This is a genomic window from Clostridioides sp. ZZV14-6153 (assembly GCF_020657855.1).
In the GTDB taxonomy this organism is placed as follows: Bacteria; Bacillota; Clostridia; order Peptostreptococcales; family Peptostreptococcaceae; genus Clostridioides.
In genome coordinates this window covers 51,824-73,053 of the sequence record NZ_JAGWCZ010000011.1, presented here as the reverse complement: position 1 = coordinate 73,053, position 21,230 = coordinate 51,824, and the positions used below count along the sequence as shown (strand labels likewise).

Below are 21,230 nucleotides of genomic sequence, written 5' to 3'. Positions count from 1 at the left end.
TTGACAACACAAAACGAATGATATATGATATAAATAAATCACACGATAAAGGTTATAAAACAACTAAATGTGTGAAATTAAAAAGATTCTACAAACTTTGCCGAGCAGTAGAACCTTTAATTAGATTGATATAATAATCAATAACACTAATTTTATTATATCAGTCTCTTAATAAAAATTCAAATAAAAGGGAGATGTGTGTATGAGTAATGAAAAAAGAAATGAAGTATTTACAAATGAACAGTTAGGTACAAGTGTTAGAACGATAAACTTCGAAGATGGAAGTATAGGTATTAATGCTGAAGACACAGCTATAGGATTTGGATGGTATCAAACTCAAAATAAGAACGGGAAACAATATATCTCAATTAGATGGGAAACTATCAATAAATATTGTAAAGAATTTGGTTTCCCCAACAAACTGGGGAAAGATGATTATATACCAGAATCATTGTTTTACATGTTAGGAATGAAGGCTAAAAATGAAGCAGCATTAAAATTTCAAAAATGGTTGGCTACAGATGTAATACCAACTATTCGTAAACATGGAGCATATCTAATTGATACAAAGATAGAAGAAATATTATCTAATCCAGACACAATCATAAGACTTGCCACAGACCTAAAAGAAGAGAGAGAAAAGAGAAAAGCTTTAGAGGTAACAAATAATAAGCAACAGCAAATCATAGGTGAACTTAAACCAAAAGCAGACTATACAGATTTGATACTTAGAAATAAAGGATTAGTAACTATAACTCAAATAGCTAAAGATTATGGCATGAGTGGTAAAGCTATGAATAAGAAACTACATGAGTTAGGAATCCAGTTCAAGCAGAGCGGACAATGGTTGTTGTATAGCGATTATCAAGCTAAAGGATATACTCATTCTGAAACAATAGATATTGTAAAGGCTGATGGGACTCCTGACATTAAGATGAATACTAAATGGACTCAAAAAGGAAGATTGATGATATATAAGAAATTAAAGTCTATAGGAATATTACCTACTATAGAACTTGAAGAAGTTTGTTAGATGAATGACATGAGAGATGAACTAAAAAGATTAATTGATTTAAAAAATCAGAAAAATTTGGATAATACATTGACTTTTGAGTTCCGAAACTATATAATCCAATTATGGAACTCAAAAGTGAGGTGATGATATGAGTCCTAAAAAAATGGGAAGACCTGTTGTTGGAAGCCCTAAGACAAATGACATTAAGGTTAGAGTGGATAATGAAACTCATAAAAAATTAGAGGAGTACTGCAAAAAAAATAACCTTACAAAAGCAGAGGCTATACGTCAGGGAATCCATTTACTTTTACAAAAATAAAATAAAAAGTAGTCCACACACCGACCAAAGTAGATGGACTACTTACACAAGAAGTTATTCTCTATGAAATATTCTATCATAGAGTGATACTTCTTACAATCAATTTAGGGAGGATTTTGTATGATGAATAATTTAGAATTAGTTAAATCGGAAAATTTTGGAAGAGTACAGTGTAATTTTTATGAAAATGATACTAAAGACATATTAATGACTAGAGAGCAAATAGGAATGGCTTTAGAATATTCAGAACCAAGAATAGCAATAAGCAAAATACATGAACGTAATAAAGATAGACTTGATAAATTTTCAACTGTAGTCAAGTTGGTTACAGTTGAGGGGAATAGAGAAGTACTAAGAGATACTATAGTTTATAATACAAAAGGAGTAATGGAGATATGCAGATATAGTAGACAGCCCAAAGCAGATGATTTTATGGACTGGGTATGGGATGTTGTAGATACTATAAGAAAAACTGGTTCATATGATATGAATATAAATAATTTAGAAAAAACAGTTGCTCCAATGATATTCAATGGTATACTTGCTGGGATAAAACAAGTTGCAATAGAAAATGATAAAAAAATAGATAGTAGATTTAATAAGATAGAAACTAAGTTAGACAAGAAATATAAAAAACAAGATAAGCAATTCCAAGAGATTAAAGAAATGATAGGCTTTAAGACTAAAAATACTATGATGTTATCTAAATTACTAAAAGCAAAGTTATCAGAAATAGAAGGCCACGATATTAATGCTTATAACTATACATATAGAACAGCAGTTACAAGATTATTTTCAAAATATAATGTGACTAAGTGGGAAGATATACCAGTCACTAAATTTAATGAGGTTCATGCTATGATAGATGGAATTGAGAGTATGGAAGATGTATATACTTGGACTCATTAGGAGGGTAATATGAGAGATGAACTAAAAAGGTTAATTGATTTGTTGGATGATGGTTTTGTAGGTATAGTGTATTCTTTTGTATCTGTATTTTTTAAGTAATTATGTGGAAGGTGATTTAGAATAGAACTAGATTTAGTTAAATATATGGTGAAATAGTATGTATTATATATGTTAAAGTACTTTTATCTATAAATGAGTACTTTAACATACTTAAAATACACTTAAATATGTATAAGACAACTTAAATATGTTAATATATAAAATAAAGAATAAATTGTTTTTTATATATTATAATAAATGTTTAATGAATGGAAGTGATAAAATGAATAGATTATTGGCAGAACAAGTTTTTAAGCCAGGTGCTTTTCCAGAATATACATATGTATCAAGAAAATCAACTGATTTGGGTATAGACTATGAACTTAGACTAAGACAAGCCTTAAAGGTTTCTGGTTATTTGACTTCTATAATTGGCCCATCTAAGATGGGTAAGACTGTTTTATGTGAAAAAGTTATAGCTTTAGAAAATCTTATAGAAATGTCGGGAGTAGATTTTAAAGATAGCGAAGATTTTTGGAACATTATAGGAGTGAAAGTGGGTTTATCTGTTAGTGGAGAATTTGGAGAGGTAAATCTAAAGGGAAATATGGAATCAAAAAAAGAAATTAATAAATCTGAAAAATTTGTATTAAATAAAGACAGAGTAATCGAATATTTTAAAGATAATGGATTAGTGTTAGTACTTGATGATTTTCATTATGCTTCAGAAGATGTTCAAATACATATAGCTCAGCAATTGAAAGATGCTATAAGAAAAGAGTTTAAAGCAATAGTAATATCACTTCCTCATAGAGCAGATGATGCTATAAGAAAAAATGCAGACTTGACAGGTAGGATTAATTCAATAAACATAGAACCTTGGAAAGAATCAGAGCTAGAACAAATTGCAATAAAAGGATTTCGAGAACTGGGTATAAATATAAAAAGCGATATATCGAGAAAGATATCTATAGAAAGTTTAACCTCTCCTCAATTAATGCAGTATATATGTTTAAGCATATGCACATTAATAGATTCAGATGCGGGAAATATTAAAGAAGTACCAGAAGATGTTTTGGAAATAGCATATAAGTTTACAACTATAAATTTAAATTATAATGATGTTGTAAAAATACTAAAGGAAGGCCCTAATCCAAGAGGAAATAAGAGAAAGTTGTATAAAACTAATATAGATAAAGAACTAGATATATATGGATTAATAGTAGAATCTATAAGGAAAAATCCTCCTTTAGTTGGATTAACATTAGATGAACTTAAAAGAAGAATAGATGATTTAATTATATGTGATATAAAAAAGCCAGATAAAAAAACCATTAGAGAATCACTTAATAAAATACAAAACATTATAACTGAAAAGGATGGTATTTATAAAGTACTAGAATGGAAAGATAATGTAGTTCATATTTTAGACCCATTATTTTTATTTTATCTGAGATGGGGAACATATTAATTAGAATGGGGTAAATTAAATTGAGTCAAAAAGTAGAATTAATTTCAAACTTGCTTAATGAATTAGAAGCAATGAGTGATATAAGACTAATTAAAGAGTATATAGACAATATAGATAGTTTAAATATTCCTTTTAGCCAAACTGAAAAATCTGATATTGATAGATTATTGATGTATCAAGAAAATGATTTTTCTAATATGGCTACTAGAAAAAGTATCTTATCTGCTAAGTCTAGGTTAACAACTTACTTAAGGTCATTGTTAAATAAAATTGAAAATAAAACTAATTTAAGTAATATGGGTGTATTTACTGAAGATGTCGCCAAAATGATTATAAGAAATGTGCTGAGTAATTTTTATATGCATATATATGAAATGTATGAAGCTAATACTCATGGGAAGGCACATATAACTAAAGATAAATTAAATGATATAAAAATAGGAAATGAATATGATGTTCAGAGGATTTTATATTCAATTATAAAACCTATTTTTCCAGACTCAAGAGTAGAGGTCAGTGATGATACAGGAAATGCGTCCATTAGATATGATATATTTATAGAACAATATGACTTAGTTATAGAAGTTAAGTGTTCTAGAGAATCTATGACTGAAAAGAAGCTAACAGAAGAAATAGGTTCAGATGGATTTCACTATAACTATAAGAATATATTTTTCTTTATATATGATAAAAATAGAGTTATAAAAAATAAAGTAGCATTTGTTAATACATATACTAGATGTAGTGAAAATAAAAATATTGAAACAATAGTTATTCAACCTATAAATTTATAAAGTAATTTGTGATAATTTCATTTGAATCTGCATGATAGACTACATAATGTAGAGATTATAGAGAATCCTTCTATTTTAATAATAGGGGATTTTTTATTGTATTGATTTAGTGGAGAAATTAGAATAGAGTTAGAAGATGAATACTATACATTAGTAATATCAATGATGACAGAGGTATGACAGTGATAATTGCAATGTATTACAAATAAAAAATAAGTACCTCTAGTTGTTGAGATACTTATTTTAGATTGTTTTTATCTTGTATTAGTTTATCTACTAGATTAGAAATTATATCTAGACAATCATCATCTAGTAGGTCTATTTTATTGTGTAGAGAAACAGATTTTGGAATTAAATGTTCTACATCTTTTATAGAGTTATTAAGTTTAGAATTAGAAAGTAATGATTTATTTTTTTTATATTTTAATTCTAGACCTTGTTTACGATCCAATTCGATTGCCATGTTAAAATCTATAAGCGCCTGATTATTAAGTCCAATAAAGTTATAAAGATTACTTCTATCTAAATATCCCTGAATATATTTATTATTCAATTCAATAGCCATAGTATAATCATCAATTGCTTTATCATACTCATCTAATAAGATATACATAACTGCTCTATCAGTGTATTTTTCCCAGATACAATCTATATTAATGTCTTCTAATTCTGATGTATAAATTTCTATAGATTCCTTTATCTTAGATTTTTGATATGATGTTAGTGGTATATACTCACCATCTATAATTTTTAATCTATAAATTTCATCAAAATTTAATCTATTTAGGTGTATAAGAATATCTGCAGATGTTTCTAAGGCGAGAGCTATTTTATCAAGGATTTCTAAGCTTGGAATTCTCTCTTCTCTTTCGTAATTTCCTAGAGCAACCCTTGATATACCAGCTTTTTTAGCTAACTCATCTTGTTTAAGTAATTTAGCTTTTCTGAATGTTCTTATGTTTTCACCAATTCCCATTGTATCAACTCCTTTTGTATAATTTTAACATATATGACAATAATTGTATATATATTGTTGACATTTTGGAATAATGATATTATAATTTATTTAAGATAACAAAATATATACAACTGTTATCTTTAAAATAAAAAAGAGACTCCATAAAACTTTGGCGAGCAATGGAATCTCCAATAAAATTGATATAGTAATCAATTCAAACTTAAAAATTATTATATCAATTACTAAACTAAATGTAAATAGGAGGAATTGGTATGAAGATTAATGAAAGAAAAAATGAAGTAATAAGTTTTGACAATGATTTATTTGGAGAAGTTAGATTTATCGAAGTAGACGGGAAACCATATGCTTTAGCTACTGATATTGCTAAAGTGTTGGGTTATAAAAATCCTCACGATGCAATTTCAAGACATTGTAAGGGGGTAGTGAAACACGAGTTCGTTGATATAACTGGATTTGAACAACTTATGAATATAATACCTGAAGGAGATATTTATAGATTAATAATTAGGTCTAAACTTCCTTCAGCAGAAAAGTTTGAATCTTGGATAATGGATGATATTCTTCCTACAATAAGAAAACATGGAACATATCTAACTGATACAAAGATAGAAGAAATATTATCTAATCCAGATACTATAATTAAATTAGCAACCGACCTAAAAGAAGAGAGAGAAAAGAGAAAAGCTTTAGAGCTAACAAATAATAAGCAACAACAAATCATAGGTGAACTTAAACCAAAGGCAGATTATACAGACTTAATACTTAGGAACAAAGGATTAGTGACTATTACTCAAATAGCTAAAGATTATGGCATGAGTGGTAAAGCTATGAATAAGAAACTACATGAGTTAGGAATTCAATTCAAGCAGAGTGGACAATGGCTATTATATAGTGATTATCAGAGTAAAGGGTATACTCATTCTGAAACAATAAATATTGTAAAGGCTGATGGAACTCCTGACATTAAAATGAATACTAAGTGGACTCAAAAAGGAAGATTGATGATATATAAGAAATTAAAGTCTATTGGAGTATTACCTACTATAGAACTTGAAGAAGTTTGTTAGGTGAATGACATGAGAGATGAATTGAAAAGATTAATTGATTTACTAGACGATGGAGTTGTGAGTATAGTATATTCTTTTGTATCTGTGTTTTTTAAGTAATTATATGGAAGGTGATTTAGGTTATCTTCCTTTTGGAGAAGGTGAGATTGTGGTTAAAGATGTTAAGTTGAAGAAGGGTATGTGTAGAGATGAAGTTAATAGGTTGTTGAAGGAAAATGAAGTTGAGTTAGAGTTGGTTGATGAGGTATATGGTGGGAATAGATATGGTCATAAATGGAAATGTGAATGTGGAAATATAATAGAAAAGAGAACTTGGGGTACTATAACAAGAGGAGAATCTTTAATATGTGATAAATGTAAATATCAAATTATTGAAAATAGATACAAATATGAGGTTGAAAAAACTGGGGAATATGAATATATAAGAAGTTTTAGAAAAGGAGAAATATTGCCTAAAGATAAAATAGCAAAAGCTCCTTATATTCAAATAAGACATAAGTTTTGTGAAAATACTTATGAAGTATTAGCAAACTCTTTTATAAATATGAAACAAAGATGCCCCAAATGTTGTGGTTCATATGAAAATTCATTTGCATATTATATTGAAAAAGAATTATGTGAACCACTAGAAAAGTATTGGGATTTTGAGAAAAATACAGTTAACCCATATACAATAAGCAAAAATAGAAATGCAAAAAGTGATAAAGACGAAGATTTAAGAGTATGGATTAAATGTATTAAAAAAGATTATCATAAAAGTTATATGATTGCATGTTCACATTTTATAAAAGGATGTAGATGTCCATATTGTAATACATTCGCATCAGGCAAGGTGCATCCTAAAGATAGCTTTGCTTCTAAATATCCCCATTTTTTAAAATATTGGAGCAATAGTAATAAACATAATGCTGATGAAATAGCACCAAAATCAAATAAAGAATATAAATTCATATGTTCAAAGTGTGGTAAGATTTTTTTGAAAAAGCCAGTAAAACTCATTAATCAAGGATGTATATGCTCTAAATGTGCTAAAAGTAAAGGTGAACAAAAAATTGAAAAGTGGTTGATAAAAAACAATATAGAATATGAAGACCAAAAAAAATTCAAATACTTAGTAGGTATAAAAGGAAAAAATCTTTCTTATGATTTTTACATACCCTTTAAAAAAATATTAATTGAATATCAAGGTAATTACCATGAAGGAAAAGCTTTTGGACAACTTGATGAAGAACAATATAAAAGACAACAAGAGCATGATAGAAGAAAAAGAGAATATGCTAAAAATAATGGATATAAGTTATTAGAAATATGGTATTGGGATTTTGATAATATAGAAGAAATATTAGATAGAGAAATAGGAAAATAAATGTAAAATTAAACCTCCATAAAAATTGACTTAATTGCTATAATGTGGTATCATATAAATATAATTATTAAATACGTTTCACAATGTACGGCTGAAACATTGTCATGTTACAAAGATGCTTCACAATGTGCAATAAAAAACATTGTTTGATACAAATACATTTAGCAATGTATGACAAAAAACATTGCAGATAAAGTCCTTTAATTAGGGCTTTTTCTTATGGAGGGGAAATGGAAGAAAAGGGGATTTATTTTGCTAAGAATGAGTTTTATAGATTAATTAAAGCTATTGGAGGAGTTTGGAATGACTCAAAAGAAAGACCAATAGTTTGTCTAATCAAATCAAAGGAACATGATAGTCTGTATTGGGCTATACCTATGGGTAATTGGTCACATAGAGATGAAAAGGCAAAGAAAAGGATAGAAAAATATCTTAATAAAGAAGATTCAAATATAGAATCTTGTTATTATCATCTAGGTAAAACAACAACAAAATCAATATTCTTTATTAGTGATGTAATTCCAATTATTGATGATTTTATTGAAAGAGAGTATGCAGGTTATAATTCTGAACTATATGTAATAAAAAATAAGAAATTAATTGCAGAATTAGAAAGAAAATTAAAAAGAATACTTGCTTATGAAAAAGCAAATAAAAATTATTTTAGACAACATATAACTGATATTAAAAATTTCTTAATTAATGCAATGAATAATGAAGAAGAAAAAATTGCTTTTACAAGTTTAGCAGATAATGAATAGAAAATTAGGAAGTCTACTTTAAGTAGACTTTCTTTTTGTAGTATAAATTTTCCTTTAGACTTGATATAATTAAAATATCAGAGTATAGGGGGAGATATTATGGGTTGGAACTTTAATGATGATTTAAAAATAGCATATGAAAATTGTAAAAGCAATGCTATTACACAAAAAATATGTAATTTGGGGAAGACAATTGAAGATACTTGTAATGAGGTAAAATTAGAAACTGGTGAAGATATATTGGTATATTTGTTTAGCTATGAACAAAAAACTCGTTTAGAGATTGCAAAATATGTTATGGAGAAATACTCTTATAAATATCTTCTTTTAGAAAATATATTTGAAAATGATTCAAGTAAGAATTATTTAATTATTTTTAATAAAAAGAAAAAATTTTATGCCCAATTGTATGAATATCTATACAATAACAATTATAGAATATACGAAACTGATATAAGTGACATTATTTCTTCAGTAAAATGGAATGGAAATTATGTAGGAGGTTTGTATTTCGAATTACTTATTTCAAATAGAAACGATGAGAGGGTAACTAGTCAAACTAAATACTTGTTTTATCTACAGGATAGGTTAGGAGGCATTGATTCAATTTGTTATTTTTGGGGGAGAGTTCTCTCTGCGAATACTTTAGGAGAATATGAATCAGGTTCTATTAATACACGTATAGGTTATGGTAGAAAAGTTATAGATTATATAAAAGAAAACAATGATATAAAAAATGAATTAGAAATATTTATAGCACTAAGAGAATATTTAATGTTTCCTATTCAGAGATATCATGAAGAAACAAAATCAATATTAAAAAAATACAAACGAAACATAAAAAAGATTCAATCAAAAAAAGACGAGATATATACAAGACTAATAAAAAAAGGTACTATAAAAACCAAGTGGAAAAGTGAAAAAATGTTACTTGACTTAGTATCTAAATATTTTAAAGATGCAATATTTCAATATAAACCTTCATGGTTGTATTGGCAAAGTTTAGATATATTTATACCTTCATTAAAAATTGGATTTGAGTATCAGGGTCAACAACATTTTAAAAGCATAGAATTTTTTGGTGGAGAAGAGGGTCTTACGAAGAGTAAGATAAGAGATGAAAGAAAGAAAGAATTATGTGATGAAAATGATGTAAAAATAATTTATTGGAACTATGATGAACCAATAACTACGATAGCTTTAGAAGAAAAGTTAAAAGAAAATAATGTCGAATGGCAATAGTTTCCCTGATTATATATTGCTGATATAATTAAAGTATCAGAATAGGGGGGATATTATGGAAGGTGATTTAGGTTGTTTAATCTTTATAGGAGTAGTTGTAGGTTCTTTTATTATTTATTATTTTATAAAAAATGCAATAGATAATGCTAGAGAAAAAGAAGCGCGATTAAAAAGAATAGCAGAAAGAAATAGAGAAAAAACAAAAGTAGAACAGGCGATACAAAAAAATATTTCAATGGCTAAATGTCAAGCTTTTGGTAACTCAGGTAGTGATAGTGTGATATTAAGCAATAACGGAAAAATATCTATTATTCATGCTGGATTTAAGACAGCAGCTAAAAAAAATATAGAAGATTTAGTAAGCATTAAATTTAACATGCAAGTTAGTGAAAAAAATCAAATGAGAATAATATCAATAGTTCCTACATATGATAAATATACTTTTGTAGAAAAAATATATTTAACTTTGATATTTGAACTTAATACTTATGAAGTATTTTATATTCCAGAACATAAAAATATAAATAATGCAGATATTCAAGAAAAAATAAAAGAAATGGAAAGATTTAAACTAGTTGTAGAGAATGAAGCAAATAAATTTAAAAACGCTAAAGTAGAAAGTAACAATGATATAAAAAAAGATGATGATGAGGATATATCTAAAATTTCAAATGCATTAAAAGAATTACAGGGTTTGAAAGACCAAGATATATTAACAGAAGAGGAATTCAATGAAAAGAAAAAAGTATTATTAGATAAAATTAAATAAAAATATTAAGACAGTATATTAACTGTCTTTTTTTATGCTTAAAAAGGAGTTGGTTAAATGGCAGAAGAATTTAAGATTAAGACCAGTATAGAACTTGATGATAAAAAAGCTAGGAAACAATTAGCATCACTGAAGACATCTGCAAAAGAAAATAATGTCGAATTGTAATAATTTTCCTAATGGTATATTCTTGATATAATTAATATATCAGAATGGGGGAGATGTTGTGTTTAAGAAGATATTATTGATTTTAATGATTGGTATATTAGGATTTGGAGTTGTTGGATGTAGTGATGATTTATCTGAGAAAGAATTAGCTAAGTGTGAGAAAGAATGGAATAACTTAGAAAAGATTACTGATGAGATTGATAGTGAATGGTGTGAAGAAATATTTTATGATATTTATTATGAAAATGATAATATAGAATTTGAGGGAAATATAAATAATAGCAGAGCGGTAAAAATTACTTTTGATGAAGAAGCATTAAATAAGGCTAAAGAAACATTAAAAGAAAAAAGAAAGATTGTAAATGATATAAATATAAAAAGATTAAATAAGTATATCAAATATAAAATTAAAACTGATGATTATTATAAATCACTTTCAAAAGAGGAGGTTGATAAAGGTTTTGAAATGTTGTCAAATTCAAAAAAATTCTTAAATAAAGGCTTAGATATATATGGAGATATATTAGACAAAGGGGAAAAGTTAGAATACAATGAAGAGGAAATAAAAGAAATGAAAGATTCTAATTCAAAAGTATCTGACCTCGTTCATGAGAATGTACTATAAGTATTAAAAATAGACAGTAAACTTACTGTCTATTTTTTTATGTAAAAAAAGGAGTGTGATTTAATGAGTGAATTTAAAATTAAGACCAGTATAGAACTAGATGATGAAAAAGCTAAAGCCCAACTGAAATCATTACAGACTTCAGCGAAAGAAAATAATATAAAATTAAATGTAGAAATGAATACCTCATCTCTAAATAATTTAAAGCAATTAGAAACTGTTTTAAGTCAAATTAATAAACTTAGCAGAGAGACGCAAAATGGACTATTTGGTGGCAAATCAACTAAGGGTTCTAACTCAGGTGTTAATAGTTTATTATCAGAATATCAAAAATTAATTAATACAAAGAATTCAATTGAAAAACAAATGTCTAAGACTACTAATGTACAATCATATGCAGTTTTAGAAAAACAATTATCTAGTGTTTTAGGTAAGATACAAACTGTTGGCTCAGCACTAGAAGGGTTACAAGGAAAAGCTAAAATAGATAGTTCATCGTACGAAAATATGCAACGTACCTTGACTTCTACATTTCAAAAAATTCAAGGAGATATTCAAAAGGCTCAGAATCAAATTGCTAAATTCAAGCAGACTCATATTCTTGATGAAAAACAATCTGCAATAATAGATTCTGTATCAAAGCAATTAAATAATTTATCTAATATAAAATTGGAGAATTTGGGTTTTAGAGGAATATCAAAATTATTAGCTGATTTTCAATCAGTCCAATCGGTTATGGCTAATTTAAAAATACCTGAAGTTAATTCTAAAGTAGAATCACAATTTAACTCAATGCAAAAAAGTGTTGATGGTTTTATAAATAAATTGAAACAACTTAGTGGAAATAAATACGCAGATAAAAATGTTTTAAGTGGATTGTTATCTCAAGCAGAAAAGTTAAAAAGTCTTGATTTAAAAAATCTTACTGGTGATGAGTTAAAAAAAGCTATTGCTGATTTAGAAAATTTAGAATTAAAGCTTAAAGAAGTTCAAAGTGCCGCCAATGTTTCTAAAACAAAATCAGAGTTTCAATTTAATTTTGATAAAGCAATATCTGATTTAAAAAGATTAAAACAAAGTGCATTAGAGTTAGGACAATCAACATCAGGAATTGAAAAGCTTGAAAAAGAATTAATGCAATTAGCTAATTTACCCCTAGACCAAAAAGTTAGTAAATTAGAACAAATTCAAAGAGCTATAAATAACATGAATAAGTCAACTACTGCATTAAGTTCAAGTGGAAAAGGTGTAAATAAGTTTTTTAATGATTTCACACGTAGTTTTTCTTATTTTACTCTTGGTAATATGGCAGCAATGCAATTACAAAATGCAATAAGAGGTGTTGTATCAACTTATAAAGAATTAGATAAAACTATGACAGATTTAAAAAAGGTTGCTGACCCAGTTGACATAAATTCAGTACAAAAACTGGATGAAATAAGAAGTAAAGCTAATCAAACAGCTAAAGAAGTTGGAATGACAACATCACAGGTTCAGGAATCAATAGCAGCATCTTTACAAGCAGGAATTGGAGGTATATTCATGCCTCATTATATAGAAATATATAATTAGAACTAAGGAAAATCGGTGAAGACTAAGTCTTAGATATGTTGATACCGAGGTAAGTTAAAAAATTAAAGAGTTTTAACAACCGTAACGCATAGAGATTGAAACTAGAAATAGAATATAATATCTCCAAGAGTCCTTAGCCCTTAACATTAAGTTGAAGGTGAAAATATATGCTAAACTGAGTTGGAATTGACCAACTGATGAAAATGAGGGAAACCTCCAGAGCAGTAGATAAAAAACTACTGGTTAATAACGATTTGATGCAAGAGAGTATAGCTGCCGCAAGACAATCAATGATACTCGCTAATGTAGGTTAACATAATAGCCCCTTTGTACAGTAATGTACAATTGAACTCAGAATATGCTGGAAACTCCTTAGAGCCTTAATTAGTAGATGTATTTGGAAACTTATACATCATCTGAAAACATTAAGGATTGGACAATCAGCAGAGATAGACCTAAGTTCAAGAAAAAGAATATGGTAAGCTCTCAACGACTACCAATGAGCATCCTAAATGGATGATGGTATAGTCTATTCCCTCAATAAATATTGAGAAATCAAGGGTATAAAAGGATATGAGTGTTGATGACGCTTCATCTGCTGTAAATACAATAATCAATGGATTTAGAATAGAACCACTTAAAGAAATGCAAGTCCAAGTTGGGAATACAACAAAAAAAACAACAGAATTAACTGCTGCAATGGATATGCTAAATTGTTTGGCGTGTTAGATAGAAACATCTAATATTATGAGAGGGTAAAATCGGTGAAGGCTGAGATGCTAATACCGAGTTAACTGGTAGAATTAAAGAGCTATTAGTAATGTAACGCATAGAGGATGAACCTAGAAATAGAATATAATTCCTCCAAGAGTATCCTCTACCTTAACATTTAAGATGAAGGTAAAAATATATGCTGAACTTACATGAATAAGAAATGTAAGAACTATGAGATAAAAAGCTTGTAGGATAACAATTTGAAACTATGCAGGGAATAATTATGCAATTGGAACGTCTGGAGTTGCTGAAGCGATGAAACGTGGGGGTTCAGTACTTCATGAATATGGAGTTAGTTTAGGCGATACGGTGGGTATGATAACAGCAACAAATGAAGCGATTAATGTAAGTCGCACTATATAGTAATATGTAGTTAAAAACTCTCTTAACTGCTGGAAACTCCTTAGAGCTAACTAAACTACAACATAATTGGAAACAATAAATGTGAATGTTTAAAAATTAGTTAGATTGGACAATCAGCATCCAAGCTCCATATGGGAGAAGGTTCAACGACTATTATGTAGATTCAAGTGAATCGAAACAGAGAGCATCCTTAGTGGATGAAGATATAGTCTCGTCTTTATAGAGATATAAAGAAGTTCATAAGAGAACTGGTTAGGATTAACGAACCTAATTGAAGATATCGACAAAATCCTGAAAAGGTAGGTAATGGGCTAAAATCAGTTGCAATAAATTTAGCCGGGATGAAAATAAATGCACGAGACGGAAATCTCGAATTAAATAAAACTGCTATGGGGTTGAAAGAAATAGCTGGTATTACAATATACAAAGATAAAGATACTGGCGAATTAAAGAATATGGTTGAAGTCTTAGATGAGGTCAAAGCTAAATGGGGAGAACTCAGAGAAGACGAACAAAAAGGATTAGCTGAAGCAATTGCAGGTAAATTATTTGCCGTTCTAAGTAGTGATATTTAGAATTATTATCGAGCAAAATCGGTGAAGACTAAGTTTATTTTAAATATGTTAACACCGAGGTAACTAGGAATACCACCTAGAACCGTAACGCATAGGAATTGAGTGATAGAAGGAAACAATAATATTCCCAAGAGTGTTCGACTACTTAACTTTAAGTAGAAAATATATGCTGACCTTATAGGAAACTATAAGAAGTAGAGGATAAAAAGCCTTTACGATAACAATGTGAAGCAACAAGCAGCTATATTCCAATCCTTAATGGGCAATTATGAGACTTTTAAAGAAATAAGAAGTGAATTTTCGCAAGGTTTACAGTTTGGTAGTGCTGAAACTGAAAATGCACAATACTTAGATAGTTTAGCAGGTAGATTAAACCATCTAAAAGAAACATGGGTATCTATATTTAGTACATTGGCTAACTCTGACATGATATATGGTATGTTAGATGGATTAATCAATTTATCTGAAGGTATAGATAAAGTTATAAAATCTTTAGATAAAATGGATATGTTACTACCAGCCACAATAACATCTTTTGCAATGTTAAAAAAATTAAGAGAGCAAAGCAAAGAGAAAAAAGCACAAACTCAAACTACCACAATAAATAATAATGCAGATAAAGGTACTGATGAAAGTGTAAAAAAAGTATCAAAATTAGCAACATCATATAATAAAGTTAAACAAGAAGTAAATGGTGCTACAGGAGCTATGAATAAATTAAAAGTAGCAGGTAGAACCTCTATTACTGAAATATCTAATTTAGGTAAAAGTATGGGGTCAAAGTTTAAAAACTTTGCAACATCAATAGGAAGTTCTCTTTTATCTGGATTTGCAATAGGTGCAATTATATCTGGAATAACAATGCTTATTCAAAAATATGATGAGTGGAATAGAAGATATGAAATATCTGCCCAAAAGCATAGAGAAAATGTAGAAAATATTAAAAGTGAGATTAGTACATTATCTCAACAACAACAAAGTTTAAAAGCATTATCAGAAGAATACAATAAGCTTTACAATAAGACTAATAAGACATCTGATGAGCTTGAAAGATTTAAACAGTTACAAAAACAAATAGCTGATATTTCTCCTGATTTAGTTGCTGGATATGATGAAGAGGGAAATCCTATACTTGCATTTTCAGGGTCTTTAGATGAAGCCATAGGTAAATTACAATTAGCTATTAAAGAAAAAAATGAACTTTTGAAAACTGAAAGATATAATACTGGTCTTAATGCTATGAATTTAGCTCCTAAACAAACTGAAGACATAGATAAACTTAATGACAAATATATTGAAAAATTAAGTGATAATAAAAATGATTTAGATAAAGCTTTTGGAAAAGGTGATATGCCATTTAAAACAAAGGCAATTGAAAAATCATTAAAAGAGTATAAAAAAGCTTATGAAAAAAGAAATAATTTAATTGCTGAGAAAAATCAAGAAGCAAAAGAACTTATGGATGAATATAATCTTGCAGAGGCAGAAATACAACAAGTATCTTTTGATAAAATAGCAGAAAAATCTAATTATAAAAATGCTACAAACAATGTTAAAAGTCAAATTAACGAGCTAATGGATGTCTTCAACTGGCATGATATATCTGTTACAGAACAGGACGTACTTGTATCAGGTTTCGATAGATTGAGTTCTATAATAAGCGATAACGACCCTAAACTGGCACAGTGGAATAAAAGACTGCAAGAGGCTAATACAAATTATAAAGCTGGTGGAGATGCTGTAGAATATGCCAATGCAGTTGATGCAGTAGGAAGAGAAATTAATAAAACGCTAGTAGCTGCTGGTAAAGAACCAATAGATACGAAACTCTTGGAGAAAGGGTTACAGAATCTTCGTGGTGAATCTACTGCTACAGCAGAAGCATTACATGCCTTTTTAACTTCTTATGATTCATCTACTGCTGAACTTGAAAATGAAAATGGAATAGCAATAAAACTTAAAAGTCAATTTGATGACTTAAATAACTTTATTAGTGAAACTATAAACAATCCTGATGGAAAAATTGATATATCATCCCTTATTAAAATTAATGAAGGTGAAACACATACCAACCTTCCTAAGCAAGTAAAAGAAATGATAAGAGGAATTTTAGGTAAGGATAATAATGCTACTGAATTTGAGCAACAGATACTTATGAAGGTATCAACTACAATTCAAAATGAAGGTAAACTTCCTGACTATGTAGCAAATCAATTAAATGATATATTTAATGGAAAAGTTAAACCAGAGAAAATAGATGCTCCAATAAAAATTGGAGAAAATCAAATAATAAGTAAAGAAGAGTTAAAACAATTAGCTGAATATTATCAAAAGGAAGAGAATAGACCTAAAATACCAATTGATTTTAAAACAGATAGAAAAGAGTTAGAAAAAGAAGCCAAAGAAGCTAAAAAGGCCTTACAAAATATTTTAGATAAAAATGAAAATAAGAGTGATGATGATGAAAAGAATGTCACAAAAGATTCATTAAAAAAAGCTATAGAAAGTAAGGGTATATCTGGTTCTGTTGAATCTCTAAATGCTTTAAATAGTGCATTAGAAAAAGTTCCTGCTGAAAAGAAAATTGATTTTATAAATAATTCAGGAGATGCTTTTCAAGGAGTTAAAAGTTTAGATGAAGCAATTAAGAAAATCCCAGAAAATAAAAGACTTCAATATAATGTTGGTGTTGAAGGTAATGAAAAGTTAGAAAAATTAAAAGAATTATATGATAAACTTCCAGAATCAATACAAGGAAAAATAAATGATGGAAGTATAAATATAAATAAAATAGGAAATATCAAAAACTTACTTGATGGATTGAATAAAAAAGATAGAAAAGTCGCAATAGATTTTATAGTAAAAAATCCAGAGCAATTAGATTCCTTTGAAAAGTTCTATAATGGAATATCTGATAGTAAATCTAAAAAGTTAGCTTTAGAATTTGCAACAGAAAATCCGGATAAATTGCAAGACGGAATCAAACTATATGATAGCTTAAAAGATGGAAATCAGAAGAAACAAATACTTAAATTTATGGTTGAAAATCCTGAAAAAATACAAAGTGCTACAGAGCTTTATAATAATACTCCAGAAGGGCAAAAAGATTTAATATATAATTTTATAGTAAATAATCCTGGCGAGATAAATAAAGTAAATCAACTTATAGAAAAATATCCAGATAAAAAAACTGCCATATTAAAAATGGCTATTGCTAATCCAAGTGTATTAGAAGATATAAAAAATGTAAATAATCTACCTGATAATATAAAGAAAATGCTAGGCATAGAAGTTAAAGGTAAAGAAGATGTAGAGGAAACTAAAAAAGATTTAGATGAAGCAAAAGGAAATCATAATGCAGAACTTACGGTAAAAACTGAGGGCAAAGAAGAAGCAGAAGAAACCATTGATAAGGTTCAAAATGGAGATGGTACTAATGCTGAACTTCTAGTAAGTGCTAAAGTACAAGGCTTAGAAAATGGCGAAGTTCCTGGTTTTGATTTTGAGAATAATGAACCTTGTATACTTAAAGTAAAACCCGAAGTAACTAACAAAGAAGAGTTAGACAGTACTAAACAAAAACTTGATGAGTTAAATGGTAAGACAGCCACTCCAACTGTTGATGTAAAAACTGAAGGTAAAGAAGAGGCAGAACAAACTGCTGAATTTATACAAGGCATATCACCTATAAAAGTTGTAGAACTTTCTTTAAACAATGAGGGTAAAGATGAATTAGATAGCACTAAACAAAAGATGGATGAACTTAATGGTGAAAAAGTTGAACCAGTTGTAGGAGCTATTGGTTTAGAAGATACTGCAAGTAAAATAGCATCATTAGGACAACAAGCTGAAGAGTTTGGTCAAAATAGTTATAACGTAAATCTTAATGCAGAAACTTCTCAAGGTGCAAAAAACATTTCTGGACTTATAGCTAGAGTAAAACAATTCTTAGCTTTAAAAGTATCTACACTTGTATTTAGAACTGAAACAGCCCAAGCCTCAAAGAATGTCACTGGATTAATATCCAAAGTACAAAGTTATGTCAGCCGATATGGTGGCAAGAATATAAAAACTACATTTAGTGCCTTAACCTCAACCGCCGCAAAGAACATATCGGGACTTGTTAGGAAGATAGAGTCATTTAAATCAAGTTATGCAGGAAAAACATTCACTACTACATTTGTAACTAATAAAGTAACTAATTCTTCTGGTGGAGGTGGAGGAAGTAGTTCAGATAAGACCAATAAAACTGAACGTACCTCTGTTACTAATGGAACTCCGATTCCAACAAATCTATCAGCCCAACCTAGAGCATCAGAACCAGCACCAATAAGTGACGAAACTCCTGTAACAAAACCATCCTTATTCTCAAGAGCAGTGTCAAGAGTCACATCTCCAATCAAAACTCTTACAGAAAAATTCTCTCGTATAACTAAAACTCCTAAAATAGCATTAGATACAAAATCTATTGATGCAGCAGTAAAATATAGCATTGAGTTACTAAAAGAATTAGAAAATGCAATATCTAAAGTTACAGATAGAATATCTCTTTTAGATAAGAAAATGAAATATGCAAGTGGAAAAGATAAACTTAAATATCTTGAAGAACAAAATGCTTTATATAAAGAAGAACTAACGTTATTAGACCAAAAAGATAAGGCACTTAACACTCAAAAGAATAGATTAAAAGATAGACTTAAAAAAGATTACAAGTACACTTTTTCAGATGATGATAACTTAACTAGTTATGAAGAAAAACTAATATCATTAGAAAAAGAATTAGAGAAGTTAGATAAACAATCAGAGAGTGACAAAGGTAGTAAAAAGAGTGAAGAACGTAAGAAGAAAATAGAAGAAGAGAAAAAAGTTGTTGAGGAATATTTAAAGATTGCTTTTACTGAGATACCGAAAGTTGCAGATGCTCAACAAGAGGTAACAAATTCTCTTATAGAATCAACTCGAGCAGCAGAAGAATTTAAAAAAGAATTAAAAGAGATTGGACGAGAAGCTGATTTAACCTCAGCACAAAAACATGTTACTGAAATACAAAATGAAATAGATTTAATAGACATTCTTATGAAAAATGCTGAAGGCGATGAAAAGTTAGACTTAATTGAAAAGAAAAAAGAATTATTAGCTAAACAAGCTAAAGAAATTAAAGATGTTATTAAAGTATATGAGGATACTGCAAAAGAGTTAAGAGAAGGGTTGTCAAAAGAAGGGTTTGAATTTTCTGCTGATGGTAAAGATATAAAAAATTATAGACAACGATTAGAATTTTTAAAAGAAAATAAAGACGCAGATAAATATAAAGAAATAGAAGAAAATGCTCAAAAATATTTAGATTTACTTCTCAAAGATTTACCTGATGCTAATAAGCAGATTAGGCAAAATAAAGAAGAAATAGAAGATTTAAATGAAGCTTATAAAGATGCTTATAAAGACCAGCTTAAAGAAGCTCAGAGTCTACAAGAGAAAATTAGAGACATGTATAAAAAAGAGCTTGAAGAGAGACTTAAAGAAATAGATAAGGAAACTAAAGCCAAAATTGATTCTCTTAAAAAGCAACAAGATGCTTACAATGATTCAAGAAAAGAAGCCAAATATCAAGATGATTATGAAGAACAACAAGATGTAATAAGTGATTTAGAAAAACAAATAGCAATAGCTGAAAGAGATAGTTCTTTAAGTGGTCAGAAGAAACTTAAAGATTTACAAAAACAATTAAAGGAAGAACAGAAGAAATTACAGGATTTAGTACAAGACCATGTAGACGACCAAGTTAATGATATGTATGATAAGGAATCTGATAGACTACAAGAGGAAGCGGATAAGCTAAAAGAAGAGTTAGAGAAAAAATACTCAGATGAAAACTTAGTTGATTTAATTAATGAAGCAATCAGTTCTGGTAAGTTTGTAGGTCTTGATGGAGAAGTTAAGAAACTTCAAGATGCTATCATTGAATATATTAATAAATACGAAGATGGTATGTTGGCAATGGGTTCTGTCACTAAACAAGAATGGCTTGATAAGCTAAAAGAAGGAAAGGAAACATTAGAAGATATTAATGACATATTAGATGAGTTGGATTTAAGTAAATTTGCTATGCCTAATTACACACCACCTTCAAATTCTCGTTCAAGAAGTGCTTCTCCAACATCATCAGTCAACTTTAACTCACCGTTCTTTGTTGTGCAAGGAAATGTAACTAAAGATTCAATGAAAGACTTAGAGAAGTTTGGTAGAGATTTAGAGAATAGAGTTTATAGAAAAATAGTAGAAAATATTAAATCATAATAAATGATACTATTTTATGTAATATCAAAATAAAATTATAATAAATGATACTATTTATACTATATAACTTGATTTTATTTAAAAAAAGTATTACAATATAATTGTATGAGATTTTAATCTTTATT

General features: G+C 28.4%; 16 protein-coding genes. 15 read left to right on the top strand and 1 reads right to left on the bottom strand.

Annotation, left to right across the window (positions count from 1 at the left end):
• Positions 1-202: 202 nt before the first annotated feature.
• The 5 genes from KGF46_RS13615 to KGF46_RS13595 all read left to right on the top strand — a co-directional run bounded on the left by KGF46_RS13615 (position 203) and on the right by KGF46_RS13595 (position 4,547).
• Positions 203-1,033, top strand: a complete 831-nt coding sequence (locus tag KGF46_RS13615) for a phage antirepressor KilAC domain-containing protein (protein ID WP_227862060.1) — start codon at positions 203-205, stop codon at positions 1,031-1,033.
• A 130-nt stretch (positions 1,034-1,163) separates the two neighbouring features.
• Positions 1,164-1,334 carry a ribbon-helix-helix protein, CopG family gene (locus tag KGF46_RS13610; protein WP_227825784.1) on the top strand — a complete coding sequence of 57 codons (171 nt, stop codon included), beginning with the start codon at positions 1,164-1,166 and terminating at the stop codon, positions 1,332-1,334.
• Between the two features lie 120 nt (positions 1,335-1,454).
• Positions 1,455-2,243: a BRO family protein gene (locus tag KGF46_RS13605; protein WP_227825785.1), complete on the top strand. Its 789-nt coding sequence runs from the start codon at positions 1,455-1,457 to the stop codon at positions 2,241-2,243.
• 322 nt (positions 2,244-2,565) lie between these two features.
• Entirely contained in the window at positions 2,566-3,753 is a 1,188-nt protein-coding gene (locus KGF46_RS13600) for an ATP-binding protein (RefSeq protein WP_227854748.1), read from the top strand.
• Positions 3,754-3,773: 20 nt separating this feature from the next.
• Positions 3,774-4,547: a hypothetical protein gene (locus tag KGF46_RS13595; protein ID WP_227854749.1), complete on the top strand. Its 774-nt coding sequence runs from the start codon at positions 3,774-3,776 to the stop codon at positions 4,545-4,547.
• Between the two features lie 238 nt (positions 4,548-4,785).
• Here KGF46_RS13595 and KGF46_RS13590 read toward each other — a convergent pair whose 3' ends face one another.
• Positions 4,786-5,523 carry a helix-turn-helix domain-containing protein gene (locus KGF46_RS13590; RefSeq protein ID WP_227862059.1) on the bottom strand — a complete coding sequence of 246 codons (738 nt, stop codon included), beginning with the start codon at positions 5,521-5,523 and terminating at the stop codon, positions 4,786-4,788.
• Between the two features lie 254 nt (positions 5,524-5,777).
• Here KGF46_RS13590 and KGF46_RS13585 point away from each other — a divergent pair, with 254 nt between their 5' ends.
• From KGF46_RS13585 to KGF46_RS13540, 10 genes are all read left to right on the top strand, one after another.
• Complete coding sequence (locus tag KGF46_RS13585; protein WP_227862058.1) at positions 5,778-6,593, top strand: phage antirepressor KilAC domain-containing protein; 816 nt, start codon at positions 5,778-5,780, stop codon at positions 6,591-6,593.
• Positions 6,594-6,696: 103 nt separating this feature from the next.
• Positions 6,697-7,959: a hypothetical protein gene (locus KGF46_RS13580; protein ID WP_227862057.1), complete on the top strand. Its 1,263-nt coding sequence runs from the start codon at positions 6,697-6,699 to the stop codon at positions 7,957-7,959.
• A 230-nt stretch (positions 7,960-8,189) separates the two neighbouring features.
• A complete protein-coding gene (locus KGF46_RS13575; RefSeq protein WP_227850695.1) occupies positions 8,190-8,720 on the top strand; it encodes a hypothetical protein in 531 nt (176 codons plus the stop codon).
• Positions 8,721-8,819: 99 nt separating this feature from the next.
• Positions 8,820-9,962: a hypothetical protein gene (locus tag KGF46_RS13570; protein ID WP_227850696.1), complete on the top strand. Its 1,143-nt coding sequence runs from the start codon at positions 8,820-8,822 to the stop codon at positions 9,960-9,962.
• Between the two features lie 55 nt (positions 9,963-10,017).
• The gene (locus KGF46_RS13565; RefSeq protein ID WP_227862056.1) at positions 10,018-10,731 is read left to right on the top strand and encodes an SHOCT domain-containing protein; all 714 of its coding nucleotides are present in this window, start codon (positions 10,018-10,020) and stop codon (positions 10,729-10,731) included.
• Positions 10,732-10,957: 226 nt separating this feature from the next.
• Positions 10,958-11,524, top strand: coding sequence for a hypothetical protein (locus KGF46_RS13560; protein ID WP_227862055.1), 567 nt, complete (start codon positions 10,958-10,960; stop codon positions 11,522-11,524).
• Between the two features lie 63 nt (positions 11,525-11,587).
• Complete coding sequence (locus KGF46_RS13555) at positions 11,588-13,096, top strand: phage tail tape measure protein (protein ID WP_227862054.1); 1,509 nt, start codon at positions 11,588-11,590, stop codon at positions 13,094-13,096.
• Positions 13,097-13,669: 573 nt separating this feature from the next.
• Positions 13,670-13,825, top strand: a complete 156-nt coding sequence (locus tag KGF46_RS13550) for a hypothetical protein (RefSeq protein ID WP_219674143.1) — start codon at positions 13,670-13,672, stop codon at positions 13,823-13,825.
• A gap of 803 nt (positions 13,826-14,628) precedes the next feature.
• Positions 14,629-14,808: a hypothetical protein gene (locus KGF46_RS13545; RefSeq protein WP_227862053.1), complete on the top strand. Its 180-nt coding sequence runs from the start codon at positions 14,629-14,631 to the stop codon at positions 14,806-14,808.
• A gap of 225 nt (positions 14,809-15,033) precedes the next feature.
• Positions 15,034-21,105, top strand: coding sequence for a hypothetical protein (locus tag KGF46_RS13540; RefSeq protein ID WP_227862052.1), 6,072 nt, complete (start codon positions 15,034-15,036; stop codon positions 21,103-21,105).
• Positions 21,106-21,230 lie beyond the last annotated feature (125 nt).